This is a genomic window from Pseudomonas sp. Marseille-P9899, assembly GCF_903166565.1.
Classification (GTDB): domain Bacteria; phylum Pseudomonadota; class Gammaproteobacteria; order Pseudomonadales; family Pseudomonadaceae; genus Aquipseudomonas; species Aquipseudomonas huaxiensis.
Window position 1 is genome coordinate 1,298,385 of sequence record NZ_CAESCG010000002.1, and the last position, 13,872, is coordinate 1,312,256.

Annotated in this window: 16 protein-coding genes; 15 read left to right on the plus strand and 1 reads right to left on the minus strand. The window is 63.7% G+C overall.

Going from position 1 to position 13,872, the window contains the following annotated elements; translation table 11 throughout:
* The first annotated feature begins 10 nt into the window (after positions 1–10).
* The 3 genes from HWV67_RS15300 (at position 11) to HWV67_RS15305 (ending at position 2,613) form a co-directional block, all read left to right on the plus strand.
* Positions 11–1,261, plus strand: coding sequence for an MFS transporter (locus HWV67_RS15300; protein WP_110972753.1), 1,251 nt, complete (start codon positions 11–13; stop codon positions 1,259–1,261).
* 205 nt (positions 1,262–1,466) lie between these two features.
* The gene (locus tag HWV67_RS31740; RefSeq protein WP_256680122.1) at positions 1,467–1,592 is read left to right on the plus strand and encodes a hypothetical protein; all 126 of its coding nucleotides are present in this window, start codon (positions 1,467–1,469) and stop codon (positions 1,590–1,592) included.
* A 61-nt stretch (positions 1,593–1,653) separates the two neighbouring features.
* Positions 1,654–2,613, plus strand: a complete 960-nt coding sequence (locus tag HWV67_RS15305) for a quinone oxidoreductase family protein (RefSeq protein WP_175651821.1) — start codon at positions 1,654–1,656, stop codon at positions 2,611–2,613.
* A 68-nt stretch (positions 2,614–2,681) separates the two neighbouring features.
* Here the strand turns inward: HWV67_RS15305 and HWV67_RS15310 are convergent, their stop codons facing one another.
* The gene (locus tag HWV67_RS15310; protein ID WP_175651822.1) at positions 2,682–3,656 is read right to left on the minus strand and encodes a glycoside hydrolase family 75 protein; all 975 of its coding nucleotides are present in this window, start codon (positions 3,654–3,656) and stop codon (positions 2,682–2,684) included.
* A gap of 308 nt (positions 3,657–3,964) precedes the next feature.
* Between HWV67_RS15310 and HWV67_RS15315 the strand changes: the two genes are divergently transcribed.
* The 12 genes from HWV67_RS15315 (at position 3,965) to HWV67_RS15370 (ending at position 13,872) form a co-directional block, all read left to right on the plus strand.
* The gene (locus HWV67_RS15315; RefSeq protein WP_110972755.1) at positions 3,965–4,321 is read left to right on the plus strand and encodes a metalloregulator ArsR/SmtB family transcription factor; all 357 of its coding nucleotides are present in this window, start codon (positions 3,965–3,967) and stop codon (positions 4,319–4,321) included.
* 45 nt (positions 4,322–4,366) lie between these two features.
* Positions 4,367–4,837 (plus strand): arsenate reductase ArsC, encoded by a 471-nt coding sequence (locus HWV67_RS15320; protein ID WP_175651823.1) that lies wholly within the window; start codon positions 4,367–4,369, stop codon positions 4,835–4,837.
* A 23-nt stretch (positions 4,838–4,860) separates the two neighbouring features.
* Positions 4,861–5,574, plus strand: coding sequence for an arsenical resistance protein ArsH (gene arsH, locus HWV67_RS15325; RefSeq protein WP_175651824.1), 714 nt, complete (start codon positions 4,861–4,863; stop codon positions 5,572–5,574).
* Between the two features lie 118 nt (positions 5,575–5,692).
* Positions 5,693–6,394 carry a pentapeptide repeat-containing protein gene (locus tag HWV67_RS15330; protein WP_175651825.1) on the plus strand — a complete coding sequence of 234 codons (702 nt, stop codon included), beginning with the start codon at positions 5,693–5,695 and terminating at the stop codon, positions 6,392–6,394.
* 141 nt (positions 6,395–6,535) lie between these two features.
* Positions 6,536–7,489 carry a LysR family transcriptional regulator gene (locus HWV67_RS15335; RefSeq protein WP_095155107.1) on the plus strand — a complete coding sequence of 318 codons (954 nt, stop codon included), beginning with the start codon at positions 6,536–6,538 and terminating at the stop codon, positions 7,487–7,489.
* Between the two features lie 141 nt (positions 7,490–7,630).
* Positions 7,631–9,088, plus strand: a complete 1,458-nt coding sequence (locus HWV67_RS15340; protein WP_175651826.1) for an FAD-dependent oxidoreductase — start codon at positions 7,631–7,633, stop codon at positions 9,086–9,088.
* A gap of 35 nt (positions 9,089–9,123) precedes the next feature.
* Complete coding sequence (locus tag HWV67_RS15345; protein WP_175651827.1) at positions 9,124–9,642, plus strand: CMD domain-containing protein; 519 nt, start codon at positions 9,124–9,126, stop codon at positions 9,640–9,642.
* Positions 9,639–10,229 carry a peroxidase-related enzyme gene (locus HWV67_RS15350; protein ID WP_175651828.1) on the plus strand — a complete coding sequence of 197 codons (591 nt, stop codon included), beginning with the start codon at positions 9,639–9,641 and terminating at the stop codon, positions 10,227–10,229. The genes HWV67_RS15345 and HWV67_RS15350 overlap by 4 nt, the downstream gene beginning before the upstream one ends.
* A 25-nt stretch (positions 10,230–10,254) precedes the next feature.
* Positions 10,255–11,169: an ABC transporter permease gene (locus tag HWV67_RS15355; protein ID WP_175651829.1), complete on the plus strand. Its 915-nt coding sequence runs from the start codon at positions 10,255–10,257 to the stop codon at positions 11,167–11,169.
* Positions 11,166–11,984 carry an ABC transporter permease gene (locus HWV67_RS15360; RefSeq protein ID WP_175651830.1) on the plus strand — a complete coding sequence of 273 codons (819 nt, stop codon included), beginning with the start codon at positions 11,166–11,168 and terminating at the stop codon, positions 11,982–11,984. Before HWV67_RS15355 ends, HWV67_RS15360 begins: the two co-directional genes overlap by 4 nt.
* Entirely contained in the window at positions 11,981–12,979 is a 999-nt protein-coding gene (locus HWV67_RS15365) for an ABC transporter ATP-binding protein (protein WP_175651831.1), read from the plus strand. Before HWV67_RS15360 ends, HWV67_RS15365 begins: the two co-directional genes overlap by 4 nt.
* A complete protein-coding gene (locus HWV67_RS15370; protein WP_175651832.1) occupies positions 12,976–13,872 on the plus strand; it encodes an ATP-binding cassette domain-containing protein in 897 nt (298 codons plus the stop codon). The genes HWV67_RS15365 and HWV67_RS15370 overlap by 4 nt, the downstream gene beginning before the upstream one ends.

Sequence of the window (13,872 nt, forward strand, 5' to 3'; positions counted from 1 at the left end):
TACCCATGCCATGCACAACAATGACAAGAAGTGGAATGCGCGTTACGAATACATGGCCGTCGCCATGCTTGCCTTGGGCTTTGGCCTGGTCGGCCTGGATCGCTTCATCATCCTGCCGCTGTTTCCGGTGATGATGGCGGACCTGCAACTGGACTATCAGGACCTCGGCAATATCTCGGCGGTCCTGGCCATCGCCTGGGGGATTTCCTCGATCTTCATGGGGCGCCTGTCCGACCGGATCGGCCGCCGCAAAGTGTTGATCCCGGCGGTGCTGCTGTTTTCCCTGCTGGCCGGTTTTTCCGGGTTGGCCAACGGGGTTGCCGCGCTGTTACTGATCCGTGCGGTCATGGGGGTTTCCGAAGGGGCATTCACCCCGACCGCCATCGCCGCCACGGCAGAGTCCTCCCATCCCTCCCGGCGCGGGCTGAACATTGGCATTCAGCAGGCGTTCTTCCCGATCCTCGGCCTTGGCCTGGCGCCGATTCTCGCGACCCAGTTGCTGCTGGTGCTGCCTTCCTGGCGCTGGGTGTTCGTGGTGGTCTCGCTGCCGGGCTTCATCCTCGCCTGGTTCATGTACCGCTATCTGCGGGAAACCCGCGTGGCACCAGCCGCCACCCCGGTGGACGGCGCGGCGCAAGGTCGCTGGCTGGATGCGCTGCGTTATCGCAACGTGCCGCTGAACATCCTCGGCATGTTCTGCATGCTCACCAGCCTGTTCGTGCTGAGCGTGATGATGCCCAACTACCTCACCGACTACCTGCGTCTGGACCTGCAGCAGATGGGCTTTGTCATGTCCGCCATCGGGCTGGGCGGCTTTATCGGTCAGTTGGTGCTGCCCGGCCTGTCCGACCGGATCGGGCGCAAGCCCGTGGTGCTGGGCAGCTTCGTCGCGACCGCGCTGTGCATTGGCCTGTTGATGCGCACCGGTGCCGAGCCGCTGACCCTGTTCGTGCTGCTGTTCCTGACGACCTTCTTCAACTTCAGCATGATTTGCATGACCGTCGGGCCGATCACCAGCGAGTCGGTGCCGCTGCCGCTGGTGTCCACCGCCACCGGGCTGGTCGTGGGCATCGGTGAGGTGTTCGGTGGCGGCGTGGCGCCGGCCCTGGCCGGATTCATCGCGCAGCAGCATGGCATCCAGTACACCCTCTATTTGGCGCTGGGCGGCGCAGTGCTCGGGCTGCTCGTCGCCAGCATGCTTCGCGAGACCGCTCCGGCGCGGCGTGCCACGCCGGCCAGCCAGGCGGGAGACACGGCCTGACTCCTGACTGTTGGTTGCGCTGACTGGACGTCGGCATGACCAGGCCAGGTTTATCGCCTGGCCTGGTTACCGTCATGCACCGGACGCGCATGCCGTCGCGGGTGCTACCCGCACCTTGTGGCGTCTTTCCCCCCTACGGAGTTCGGCGGCGTCGGTCACGAGCCGGCGCCGTCCGCTCTTCATTTCGTTTTTCAGGGTTTTGCACATGCTGTTTCTGCGTAATTTCAACCTTGCCACCCGTTCTGCATTGGGTTTCGGCCTTATCGGTGGGTTGGTTCTGATGCTCGGGCTACGCGAGGTGGTCGGGATTTTCTGGCGCGAGCAGTTGTGAAACCATGGGGCGAGCTGCCTTGCTCTCCAGCCCACCTTTGATAATCCAATGGAGTCTGTTCATGAAAGCCGCCATCGTTCACGCCTTCGACCAACCGCCGCGCTACGGCGAGATCGAAGCCCCGCACGCCGCGCCCGGTGAAGTCCTGGTGCGTGTTCGTGCCGCCGCGCTCAGCCAACTGGTGCGTGCCCAGGCCAGTGGCAAGCACTACAGCAGCGGCAAGACGCTGCCGTTAGTGCCCGGCGCCGATGGCGTCGGCCTGCTTGAAGACGGCAGCCGCGTGTACTTCGCCTTTCCCCGGGCGCCCATCGGCGCGATGGCCGAGACCGTGGCCGTGGATGCGCGCAATTGCGTGGCCGTGCCGGATGATATCGACGACATCACCGCCGCCGCGATCGCCAACCCTGGCATGTCCTCCTGGGCGGCCCTGCAGGCACGCGCAGGCTTTAAGCCGGGCGAGCGGGTGTTGATCAACGGTGCTGCCGGCACGTCCGGGCGGCTGGCGATCCAGGTGGCCCGGCACCTGGGCGCCTCGCGGATCGTGGCGACCGCGCGTAACCCGGCGGTGGAGGCAGAACTGCGCGAACTCGGCGCCGACGACTTCATCCGCCTGGACCAGCCGGCCGACCAACTGACCGCTGCGTTTCGTGAGGAAATCCAGGGCAGGGGGATCGAAGTCGTACTCGACTACCTCTGGGGGCAACCGGCGGCCTGCATTCTCGACGCGTTGCTCGGCCACGGTGGTGGCGGTGCTGCGCCGCGCCTGCGCTTCGTCAACATCGGCACGCTGGCCGGGGCAACCTTGCCGATGAGTCCGGGCGTGCTGCGCAGCTCCGGCCTGGAAATGATGGGCAGTGGTCTGGGAAGTGTCTCCAACGAAGACCTTGTAAAGATCGTTGGACAATTGCTCCGGGCGATCAAGCCGGCGAATCTGCACGTCGAGGCCGAGGCCGTTCCTTTGAGCGAAGTGGAATCGACCTGGCAGCGCAGCGCTGCGGAACGGATTGTGTTTACTGTTTAAGTGGGGCAGGGCGACACGACTCACGTCGTGTCGCCCGTTCCCTGCGTGCCTGGAATCATATTCGGTTGTTACAGACTCGCACAGGCATTGAGCCTGGCAACGCCGCCCCACTGTTCAAAAATCTCGGTACCGTATTGATCAATTTTGTCTTGGGTTATGGTCTCGGTTTTACCGAAATGCCTGACTACGTCACTGGCCGGGAACACAAGGTAGTCAACAGAGGCCAAGGACAGTTTCTTGATTTCCTTGTAACTGTCCGTCGAAAGAACCGGCGTTCCGGATAAGTTGGAGGTCAGGGCTATACTGCCTTCTCCAAGTTTTCCTTCCGGTCCCCTGTCACCATGAATTGCATAGGCAATCTTTCCGTTATTCCGGTTTCTTAAAACTACTAGATCCCCGCCGTCCGTAACGATGCCTTGGGACGACCATTTTGTCAGGCGAGGATGAACCACAGCATTTATTGAAAGGCTATCCACATAAATACTGGGGTCGCACGTAGATCCGGCGCTCAGCCTGAGCGACGTTTGAGATACAAAAAAGCCTTTGTTGGTACCCTCTGCGATCTGACAAGGTCTGGGCCAGTCTATTGAGCCGGTCTTAAGCCACGGAATGATGCTGCCCGTTTCAACTCTGGGATATTTACCGGGGTTGTAGTCAACGTCGCGGGCCCCTTCGAACGATTGGATGAACTCCGCGTAGCACTTTCCTTTACGATTTTCAGCCTTTCCTCCATCACAGGTTATCCGCTGCCCCGAGGCATTCCAGGCGGCGGTAATAGCGTTGGCCATGTTGTTGTAAGCGATGTTTGATCCATTAGGGTCATCAGGATGATAAGACCTGCTCGCACCATCCGTATTAACGTTCATTTTCGTACGGTAGTAGAGCGAGGGGGTTCCTTTGCTAGCGCTCAGTATCTTGGTATGACTGCCGTTGTGCGTGAATGAATGAGACATTTCACAGGCGTTATCGTTGGCGTGCACCTGAGAAAATGAGCCGAATGCGGTCAACGTAAAACTATAGATGAGTGGTTTTGATACGCGCATTTATCTCTCCATGAAATTAGCTTGCGTGGGCTGCTTGAACTACTAGGCGCGCATGTTTTCGGCAGCACACGATAGTTTGCGTGCATATCAAAACAGGGCTCGCAGAGTATTTCGTTATTCAAGCAATCAGGGTTTAGCGCAGTTGATGGCCAAGCGCTAGCGTTCCGTTTTCAGTGCTCTGGCAGAGGCTGATCGGCGTTCGCTCCCGTAAAACAAGGAGGTTGAAATATCTGCTTTACCATATATTTGATTAGGCATATATTCGCGTTTCCAGATATTTCACGCCCAAGCATTGCCCAGGAATCCACATGCAGGAAACCTTGACCCCCCCCGTCGTTTTCAAGTGCCTGGCTGATGAAACCCGAGCCCGGATGACCTTGCTGATTGCCCGTGAAGGTGAGCTTTGCGTCTGTGAACTCACCTGCGCGCTGGACCTGAGCCAGCCGAAAATTTCCCGGCACCTGGCCCAACTGCGCGAAGCCGGCATTCTCATGGACCGGCGCCAGGGGCAGTGGGTCTATTACCGCCTCAACCCGTCCTTGCCGGAATGGGTGCAGGTGATGCTCAAGAGCGTTGTCGATACCAACACGCAATGGCTGAGCCCCGATGCGCTGCGCCTCGCTGAAATGGGCGCGCGGCCACAAAGCCCGGCGGCCTGTGCTTGATCCTGACGCCGATTTGCGCCTGAGCTTTTGAACCGGAGATACCTGATGAACGTCTTGTTCATGTGCACCCACAACAGTTGCCGCAGCATCCTGTCCGAAGCACTGTTCAATCACCTGGCCCCCGAGGGGATGCAGGCTGTGAGCTCGGGCAGCTTCCCCAGCGGCAAGGTCAATGAGCGGGCACTGCAGACCCTGGAAGCCGCCGGCATCTCGACCGCTGGCCTGTCGAGCAAAGCATCGGATGCTTTCGAAAGCGCTCCCCCTGACATCGTCATCACCGTGTGCGACCGCGCTGCCGGCGAGGCCTGCCCGATCTTATTCGGCCCTTCGCTCAAGGCCCATTGGGGCCTGGCCGACCCTTCGGCGGTCACCGGGAGCGAGGCGCAAATCGAACAAGCCTTCCAGGCCACCCTGGCAAAGATCGATGAGCGCGTACGCGCCTTTATTGCGCTGCCTTTCCCGCAACTGAGCCAGGACGAGCTGAAAGCCGAACTTGCCCGCATTGGCGCGCTGTAAGCCCTGGATCAATGGAGACCGAAATGAACGACCACCTGCCAAACATCCAGCCAGACCAGATCGACCTGCCGTCGCTGGAGCGACTGGAACCGAAGGATCCTTCCACGCACAAACCGCGCATCCTGCTGCTGTATGGATCGACCCGCGAGCGTTCATTCAGCCGCTTGATGGTCCAGGAAGCCGCGCGGCTGCTGGAGACGTTCGGCGCCGAAACCCGCATTTTCGATCCTTCGGGATTGCCACTGCCGGATGACGCCCCGGATTCCCACGAAAAGGTGCGTGAGCTGCGCGAACTGATGCAGTGGTCCGAAGGGCAGGTATGGTGCTCGCCCGAGCGTCATGGCTCGATGAGCGCCGTGTTCAAGGCGCAGATCGATTGGGTGCCGCTGGCCATGGGCGCGGTTCGTCCAACCCAGGGCAAGACCCTGGCGGTGCTGCAGGTGTGTGGTGGCTCGCAGTCGTTCAACGTGGTCAACCAGCTGCGTGTGCTGGGCCGTTGGATGCGCATGTTCACCATCCCCAACCAGTCCTCGGTACCTAAGGCGTTTCTGGAGTTCGACGACGCTGGCCGGATGAAACCGTCTTCCTTCTACGACCGCCTGGTGGATGTGATGGAGGAGCTGACCAAGTTCACGCTGCTGCTGCGCGATCGCCAGGATTATCTGGTGGACCGCTATTCCGAGCGCAAGGAGTCGGCGGAGGAACTGTCCAGGCGGGTCAACCTTCGCTCCATTTGACTGAAGCGATCCACGCCAACTGCGCGCACGGCAGTGCTCAACACGGCGATCTCATTCTTGACCTCACCGCGCATGAACCAGAAGATGCCTCCCTTCCAACGGTGCAGCCGGAGCTCGCATGCAGGCCAAAAGTGATTATTTTCGTGTTGACCCCGAGATGTTCGAGGGCAAGACGCTGACTGATTTTATTGGCATCCAGCCCCTGCCGCTGCAGTGTGTCGGGCTCGACTTGAGTGGTCAGGATCTGGCCAGGGCCAATCTGGAAGGGGCGCAGTTTGAGCGGTGTATTTTAACCGGCGCCGACTTCACCGCCGCCAACGTGATGGGGACCCAATGGGTCAGTTGCCGGGCGGCGGAAGTCAATTTTCGCTCTGCGGTGCTCACCGATGCCAGCTTTGAGCGGTGTGACCTGAACAACAGCAAGTGGCAACGCAGCAAGCTGGCCCACGTGCGTTTTGACGGCTGCAAGCTCACCGGCGGCAACTTTGGCGACCTGGCCTCTTCACTGGGCCTGAGTTTCTCTGATTGCCGGCTGAACAGCGCAATGCTTTCGGGGATCTCCTTTTACAAGTCCGAGTTGCACAACATCGATTTCAGCGAAGCCGACCTGACCTACTGCGACTTCCGCAAGGCGGTGTTTGTCGAGGGCGGCAGTCTGTCGATGGCGCGGGTCAATAACGCACGCTTCGATGACGCCGACCTGCGCGAGGCCAGCCTGCAAGGGCTTCGGCTGGTCGACGCGAAATTGTTCAAGGGCGCGATCATTTCGCGAAGCCAGGCCGGCATGTTGCTGGCCGGGTTGGGATTGACGGTGCTCTGAGCAAAGGTTGATAGCGCGACGTTGCAGTTCAGGCGCAAGGCTAGCCGGCCCTCCTTTTAGATTGCAATGAGTTCCACTTGATTGAAGAATCAGCGCACCCGGCCGCTGGGCCATCGGCATCGATGTCATCAAGGAGAATTTGTGGATCTGCGCCAACTCGAGGCTTTCGCAGCCGTTATGTCCGCCGGCAGCGTGACGGGCGCCGGGCAAATGCTCGGCCGCTCCCAGCCCACCATCACCCGGTTGATCCAGGAGCTGGAGCAGGAGCTCGGCTTCGCCCTGTTCGAGCGCAGCGGCCCGAAAGTCACGCCGACGCAGAAGGCCTTCCTGCTCACCGCCGAGGTGGAGAGCGCCCTGCAGGGCATCCGCCATGTGCAGCAGCGGGCGCAGAGCATCGCCCGCAACGAGAACAGTTCGCTGCGTATCGTCGCCACCGCAGCGCTGGCCACCGGGCTGATTCCGCAGACCCTGGCCAACCTGCCCGAGGCGCTGCGCCCGCAACAATTGCAGGTGCACAGCATGCTGCCCGGCCCCGCGATCGAGGCGGTGCTGTCCAAGACCGTCGACCTGGGCGTGGTCAGCCTGCCGCTGGAGCACCGCGGGCTGGAGCTGCACTGGATCGCCCAGGCGCCGTGCGTGGCGGTGCTGCCCGTGGATTCGCCGCTGGCGGACGAAGCGGTGATCAGCATGGAGCGCCTGGCGGCCCATACCCTCGCGAGCATTTCCAACCCGTTCCGCTTCCGCCGACGCATCGACAAAGCCTTCGAAGCCGCCGGGGTGAAGCCTGCGCACATCATCGACACCAACTCTTCGCTGATCGCCATCCAGATGGCCCGGGTCGGATTGGGCATCGCCCTGGCGGACCCGTTCACCGCCCTTGGCGTGCCGCTCAATGGCGTGGTGGTGCGGCCGATCGAGGTGGATATTCCGTTCTTCTTCGGCCTGGTGACGCCGTTCGCCAGCCCGCTGTCCGATGCCGCCCGGCAATTGGTGGTGGCGCTGGAAGCGGCCTGCCACGAGCTGATGCCCGGGGTTATCGTCCATCCGGCCAACCGTCATGACGCGCTGATGCAGTCGATCTATGCCAGTCAGTGACTGAACCTGCGGGCATATGAATAGCGTTTTTTAGTCTTTGGAGAAATTAAGTCTCGCCCATAGTATTCGATTTAAGAATTCAAATGCCGTATGAATACATAAAGTGAATTCATCGGCCACGGTCTTTCATCGAGTACCTACATGTCCCTATCTTCACCTTCCCCGGGCCTGGATGCCCTTGAACAGCGGCTTGCCGAAGACCTCGAATGGTTGGGACTGCCCGCCAGGGAGTGGATCCCGGAGCAGACGCTGGAGGGTCAGCCCGTGCTCCCGGTTGTGATCGTCGGCGGTGGCATGGCCGGCCTTGCGCTCGCTGCCGAACTCAAGCATCTGGGCGTGCCGGCCTGCCTGTTCGACAAAGCCGACGAAGGCCTCGAAGGCCCGTGGATCACCACGGCGCGCATGGAAACCCTGCGCTCGCCCAAGCAATTGAGCGGCCCGGCCCTGGGCCTGCCCGCATTGACGTTTCGCGCCTGGTTCCAGGCGCAATTCGGCGTCGCCGCCTGGGACGCCCTCGACAAGATTCCCCGTCTGCAATGGGCGCAGTACCTGCGCTGGTATCGTCAGGTGCTCAAGCTGGAGGTGCGCAACCGGCACCGCGTCGCCAACGTCGACGCCAGTCGCGAAGACCATGTGCGCCTGCACGTCGAATCGCCGGGCGGCGACTTCATCGTGCTTGCCCGCCATGTGGTCCTGGCGACCGGCCGCGATGGCTTGGGTGGCCCCTGGGTGCCGGAGATTGCCACGGCGCTGCCCCGGCACCTGTGGGCGCATTCGGCCGACGGCCTGCACGACGAGCACTTTGCCGGCAAGCGCGTGGCGGTGGTCGGCGGCGGGGCCTCGGCCATGGACGCGGCGGCGACCGCCCTGGAAGCCGGCGCGCAGCGCGTCGATCTGCTGATTCGCCGGGCGCAGTTGCCACGGGTGAACAAGGGCAAGGGCGCCGGCAGTCCGGGCATGACCCACGGTTACTGGCGCTTGCCGGACGCGTGGAAATGGCGGATCCGCCGTTACTTGGAAGTCCAGCAGGTGCCGCCGCCGCAGGGCAGCACCCTGCGCGTCTCGAAACACGGCAATGCCCGGTTCCTGTTCGACAGCCCCCTCGAATCGGTGGTGGTGGGCGAGGGCGACGAATTGCTCGTGCGCACGCCGCAGGCGAACCTGACCTATGACTTCATCGTGTTCGCCACCGGGTTCCGCAACGACCTGGCGACGCGTGCGGAGTTCGCGGGGCTTGCGCCCCATGTGCGGGTCTGGTCGGACCATGCCGGCTTCGCTAGCAACGAGGGCGCCAGCGAGCTGGCGCAGTTACCGGACCTTGGCGCCCAGTTCGAATTCCAGGAGGCCCATCCCGGCAGTTGTCCGGGGCTTGGCCGGGTGCATTGCTTCAACTACCCCGCAGCGCTCACCTATGGCGGTGTTTCCGGGGATATCCCGGCCATCAGCGATGGCGCCAAACGCATCGCCCAGGCGCTTGCCGGGCAGTTGTTCGGCGAGGACATCACCTGGCATTTCGCGCAGATGCAGGCCTACGAAGAACCTGAGTTGCAGGGGGACGAATGGACCGCCGGTGTCCTCGCACCTGAAGAGCTGCTGTGAACCCGTGATTCCCGCCCATCCTCCGAGGTAGTGCCATGACCGTTTCCCTTTCATCCGGGCCGGATCTGTTGTCCGTTCTGTTGCCGGCCAGCCCGTACCTGCATGACCTGCGCGCCAGCCGCGACAAGGTCGTGCAGGCGACCCGGGACAGCCACGCCGCGTTGTTCGATCCCGGCCTCGACCAAGCCCTCGACCTCCACACCCGCCATGCGGTCGCCCTCTACGTCGCGGTGCTCAATGCCCAGCCTGCGCTGGCCGAGTATTACCGCAGCCAACTGCTGGACGACGGCCTCGCGCCGGTCTGGCGGGCGGCGATCGAGGCCGACGACCTTGAAGGCGTGGGCGACCCACGCTTGCAGCGGATTCTGGGCTATGCCCGGGTGCTCACGCTGGCGCCCGAACAGGGTGATCGCGAAGCCCTGCACGGTCTGCTCGAACAGGGTCTGGGGCCGGTCGAGGCGGTGAGCCTTGCGCAATTGGTCGCGTTCCTGGCGTTCGAAGCGCGCCTGCTGGGCGGTTTGTCGCTGATCGGTGAGAAGAGGGAGCCGGCATGAATGAATTGATCGAAGAACAGGGCTTCACCAACGCCAGCCTCATCTGGAAAAGCTGGCTGCCGCTGGTGGACAAGGACACCGCCAGCAGCGAGCAACTGAGCGTGCTGAAAGAGAGCCATCCCCGCGCGCTGGTCTCGGAGTACTACCTGACCCTGGCCCATCAGCCGGAGATCCTGCGTCACCGCTCGCTGGCCTTCAACGCCATCATGTACGCACCGGGCGGCCTGTCCCGGGCCGAGCGGGAGCTGGCCAGCGTGGTGGTGTCGCGGGTCAACCGTTGTGTCTATTGCGCCTCGGTGCATGCCCAGCGCTACGAACAACTGGCCAAGCGCAACTCGGTCATCGCCCAGGTCTTCGCCGACCCGTGGACGGCCGGCGACACCGACCGCGAGCGGGCGATCATCCGCTTCGCCATCGCCCTGACCCTGCAACCCGCCGGCACCCATGAGGAACAGGTGCGTGACCTGCGTGCGCAGCTCAGCGATGGCGAAATACTCGATCTGGTCCATGTTGTGGCGATCTTCGCCTGGGCCAACCGGCTCATGCTCAACCTGGGCGAACCGCAGCCCGATACGGCGTCGGCATGAACGCGGCCAGCGGAGGAACCTGCTGATGTGGCATCGCCTGGCCAGTGCGCTGGTTGCCGTCTGGGGCGCCGTGACCCTGGTATTCGTGATTACCCGGTTTATTGGCGACCCGTCGGCGCTGTTGCTGCCCATCGGCGCCAGCGCTGCGCAGATCGATGCGCTGCGGGGCCAGTTGGGGCTGGATCTGCCGCTCTGGGAGCAATACCTGCATTACCTCAGCCAGGCGTTCGAGGGCGATTTCGGCCAATCGTTTATCAGCGGCAAGCCGGCGCTCGCCCAAGTGCTGGAGCGGCTGCCGGCGACCTTGCTGCTGGGCGGTTCGGCGCTGGCGTTCGGCGTGCTGAGTGGCGGTCTGGCGGCGATTGCGCTGGCGACCCGGGGCGATCGCCTGACGCGCTTCATTCTGCAACCGCTGGTGCTGCTGGCCCAGGCCACTCCCGGCTTCTGGCTGGGAATGCTGCTGGTGATGCTGTTTGCGGTAAACCTCGGCTGGCTGCCCAGTGGCGGCTACGGCAAGGCCAGCCATCTGGTGCTGCCGGCGGTGACCCTGGGGGCGTTCATCGCCGCCAGCGTCGCGCGTTTCCTTCAGGCCAGCCTGCTTGAAGCGCTGCACGGCGAGCACGTGCGTACCGCGCTGGCGGCCGGTCTGCCATGGAACCATGTGTTTCGCTGGCATGTGCTGCGCAACGGGCTGGTGCCGGTGATCACCTTCCTCGGCATTGTCGCCGGCGAACTGCTAGGCGGCGCGGTGGTGGTGGAGACGGTGTTCTCCTGGCCGGGCAGCGGGCGCTTGCTGGTGCAGTCGATCAACAGCCAGGACTTTCCGGTGATCCAGGCCGCCGTGTTGGTCGCGGCGGTGCTGTTCGTGGCGATCAACCTGCTGGTCGATCTGCTCAATCAGTGGTTGGACCCACGCATTGCCCATGGGGGGCGTCGATGATCAAGGCTGCCTTGAACAACCTGCGCCCGGTCTGGGTGGCGGGGCTATTGCTGATGCTTGCCGTGCTCTGCGTGCAAGGGCTGGTCGACCCTGCGCATATCGACCTGGGCCAGCGCCTGCGCGCGCCCGATGCGCAGCACTGGCTGGGCACCGATCAACTGGGCCGTGATCTGCTCGGGCGGATCATCCAGGGCGCGGCGCTGACCTTCGCTGTGGCGCTGGTTTCGGTGTGCCTGAGTGGCGTGCTGGGGATCACCGTCGGCATGCTCGCCGGCTATGTCGGCGGCTGGCTCGATACGCTGCTGATGCGCCTGGTGGACATGCAACTGGCGCTGCCCGGCCTGCTTCTGGCCTTGCTGGTGGCGGCGGTGCTGGGGCCGGGGCTGGGCAATCTGGTCTGGGTGCTGGTGCTGACCGGCTGGACCGGTTTCGCCCGGGTGATCCGCGCCCAGGTCATGCAGTTGCGCGGCATGGAATTCATCCTCAGCAGCCACGCCATCGGCGCGGGAGACGGGCGCATCCTGTTGCGCCACATCCTGCCCAATATCGCCGGGGCGTGCCTGGTGATCGCCACCCTGGAAGTGGCGCGGGTCATTATCGTCGAGGCTTCGCTGAGTTTCCTTGGCCTGGGTGTGCAGCCGCCGCTGGCAAGCTGGGGACGGATGCTGGTCGAAGGGCAGATCTACATGGCCCAGGCCTGGTGGGTCGTGGCCTTTCCCGGGCTGGCGATCCTGCTGGCCGTGCTCAGCGTCAACCTGCTGAGCCGGGCGTTCAAGCGCCGCTTCGATCAACACCAACCGGGGAGAGGGCGATGAGCGCGTTGCTGGAAATCGATAACCTCAGCATCGGTTTCGACACCGCCCAGGGTCTGCTGCTGGCAGTCGACCACATGAGCTACCGCGTAGAAGCCGGCGAAACCCTCGGTATCGTCGGCGAAAGCGGCAGCGGCAAAAGCGTCCATGCCCTGGCCATCGCCGGCCTGCTCGACCATCCCGGCGCGCGCATTCTTGGCGGTAGCATCCGCTTCGAAGGCCGCGACCTGCGCGGCCTCAGCCGGCGTGAGTGGACGCAGATCCGCGGCCGCCATATCGGCTTCGTGTTCCAGGACCCGATGACGGCGCTCAATCCGCTGCTGACCATCGGCCAGCAACTGAAAGCGCCGCTGAAATACCACCTCGGCCTGAGCGAGCGCGAGGCCCGCCAGCGCTGCCGGGAGTTGCTCGATCAGGTCGGTATCGGCGAGGCGGAAAAACGCCTGCGCCAGTTCCCCCATCAACTGTCCGGCGGCCTGCGCCAGCGGGTGCTGATCGCCATGGGGATTTCCCTCGGGCCGAAGCTGCTGATCGCCGACGAGGCCACCACGGCACTGGACGTCACGGTCCAGGCCCAGATCGTCGATCTGGTCATGGCGCTCAAGGCGCAACTGGGCCTGAGCCTGATCTGGATTTCCCACGACCTTGGCGTGGTCGCCCGGCTGGCCGACACGGTGCAGGTGATGTATGCCGGGCGCATCCTCGAGCGCGGCCCGGTCGATGCGCTGTTCTACGATCCGCGCAACGCCTACACCCTGGGCCTGTTGCGTTCGCTGCCGCGCCCCGAGCGCCAGCGCTTGCAGGCTATCCCCGGCCAGCCGCCGGACCTGCGCACGGCGCGGCCGGGCGACCCGTTCGCGGCGCGCAATCGCTACGCCACGCCGCGCTGTTTCATCGAGCAGCCGCCCCTGCGCCAGGTGGCCGAGGGCGCTGCCGGGCACCTGTCCGCCAGTTGGTATGACTTGCGATCGATCATTGCCCGGGAGGGCGGTATATGAGCCTGCAACCCTTGCTTCGGGCCGAAGGCCTGTCGCGGACCTTCCGCCAGGGCGGATGGCTGCGCCAGACCAGCACCCTGGCGGTGCGCGATGTCAGCCTGCACATCATGCCGGGAGAAACCCTGGCGCTGGTGGGCGAGTCCGGCTCGGGCAAAAGCACCCTCGGGCGCTTGCTCAGCGGCCTGGACCGGGCCGATTCCGGCCGCGTCGAATTCGCCGGCCAGCGCATCGACGGCCTGGACGCGGCGCGCCTGCGGGCGGTGCGACGGGATCTGCAAGTGATCTTCCAGGACCCCTACAGCGCCATCGACCCGCGCATGGCGGTGGCCGATTTCGTTGCCGAGCCGCTGCGGGTGCACAAGGCGTTCTTTGACGCGGATGACCTGCAACGCCAGGTCGCCGGGCTGATGCGCAAGGTCGGGCTCGACCCGGCCATGGGCGATCGTCGTGCCCGCGAGTTTTCCGGCGGTCAGCGCCAGCGCCTGTGCATCGCCCGGGCCATCGCGCTGAAACCGAAACTGATCGTTGCCGACGAGCCGATCACCGCGTTGGACGTGTCGATCCAGGCCCAGATCATCAACCTGCTGATGGACCTGCAACAGGAGCTGGGCGTCACCTACCTGTTCATCAGCCATGACCTGAGCATGGTCCGCCACGTCAGCCAGCGGGTGGCGGTGATGCGCGAGGGGCGGATCGTCGAACTGGCGCCCACCGCGCAACTGTTCAGCGACCCGCGCCACCCTTATACCCAGGCGCTGCTGTCCGCCGTGCCGGTGCCCGACCCGCGCATCGAGCGGGCCCGCCAGCGGTTGTACTTCGACCCGCAACAACACCCCATCGGCGACGACGCGAGCCTGCGTCTGGTGGGGCCTGACCACTATGTTCTCGGATAA

Coding starts and splice junctions, on each gene's coding strand:
- HWV67_RS15300 (WP_110972753.1), top strand. CDS start 11: ATGCACAACAATGACAAGAAGTGGAATGCGCGTTACGAATACATGGCC.
- HWV67_RS31740 (WP_256680122.1), top strand. CDS start 1,467: ATGCTGTTTCTGCGTAATTTCAACCTTGCCACCCGTTCTGCATTGGGT.
- HWV67_RS15305 (WP_175651821.1), top strand. CDS start 1,654: ATGAAAGCCGCCATCGTTCACGCCTTCGACCAACCGCCGCGCTACGGC.
- HWV67_RS15310 (WP_175651822.1), bottom strand. CDS start 3,656: ATGCGCGTATCAAAACCACTCATCTATAGTTTTACGTTGACCGCATTC.
- HWV67_RS15315 (WP_110972755.1), top strand. CDS start 3,965: ATGCAGGAAACCTTGACCCCCCCCGTCGTTTTCAAGTGCCTGGCTGAT.
- HWV67_RS15320 (WP_175651823.1), top strand. CDS start 4,367: ATGAACGTCTTGTTCATGTGCACCCACAACAGTTGCCGCAGCATCCTG.
- arsH (WP_175651824.1), top strand. CDS start 4,861: ATGAACGACCACCTGCCAAACATCCAGCCAGACCAGATCGACCTGCCG.
- HWV67_RS15330 (WP_175651825.1), top strand. CDS start 5,693: ATGCAGGCCAAAAGTGATTATTTTCGTGTTGACCCCGAGATGTTCGAG.
- HWV67_RS15340 (WP_175651826.1), top strand. CDS start 7,631: ATGTCCCTATCTTCACCTTCCCCGGGCCTGGATGCCCTTGAACAGCGG.
- HWV67_RS15345 (WP_175651827.1), top strand. CDS start 9,124: ATGACCGTTTCCCTTTCATCCGGGCCGGATCTGTTGTCCGTTCTGTTG.
- HWV67_RS15350 (WP_175651828.1), top strand. CDS start 9,639: ATGAATGAATTGATCGAAGAACAGGGCTTCACCAACGCCAGCCTCATC.
- HWV67_RS15355 (WP_175651829.1), top strand. CDS start 10,255: ATGTGGCATCGCCTGGCCAGTGCGCTGGTTGCCGTCTGGGGCGCCGTG.
- HWV67_RS15360 (WP_175651830.1), top strand. CDS start 11,166: ATGATCAAGGCTGCCTTGAACAACCTGCGCCCGGTCTGGGTGGCGGGG.
- HWV67_RS15365 (WP_175651831.1), top strand. CDS start 11,981: ATGAGCGCGTTGCTGGAAATCGATAACCTCAGCATCGGTTTCGACACC.
- HWV67_RS15370 (WP_175651832.1), top strand. CDS start 12,976: ATGAGCCTGCAACCCTTGCTTCGGGCCGAAGGCCTGTCGCGGACCTTC.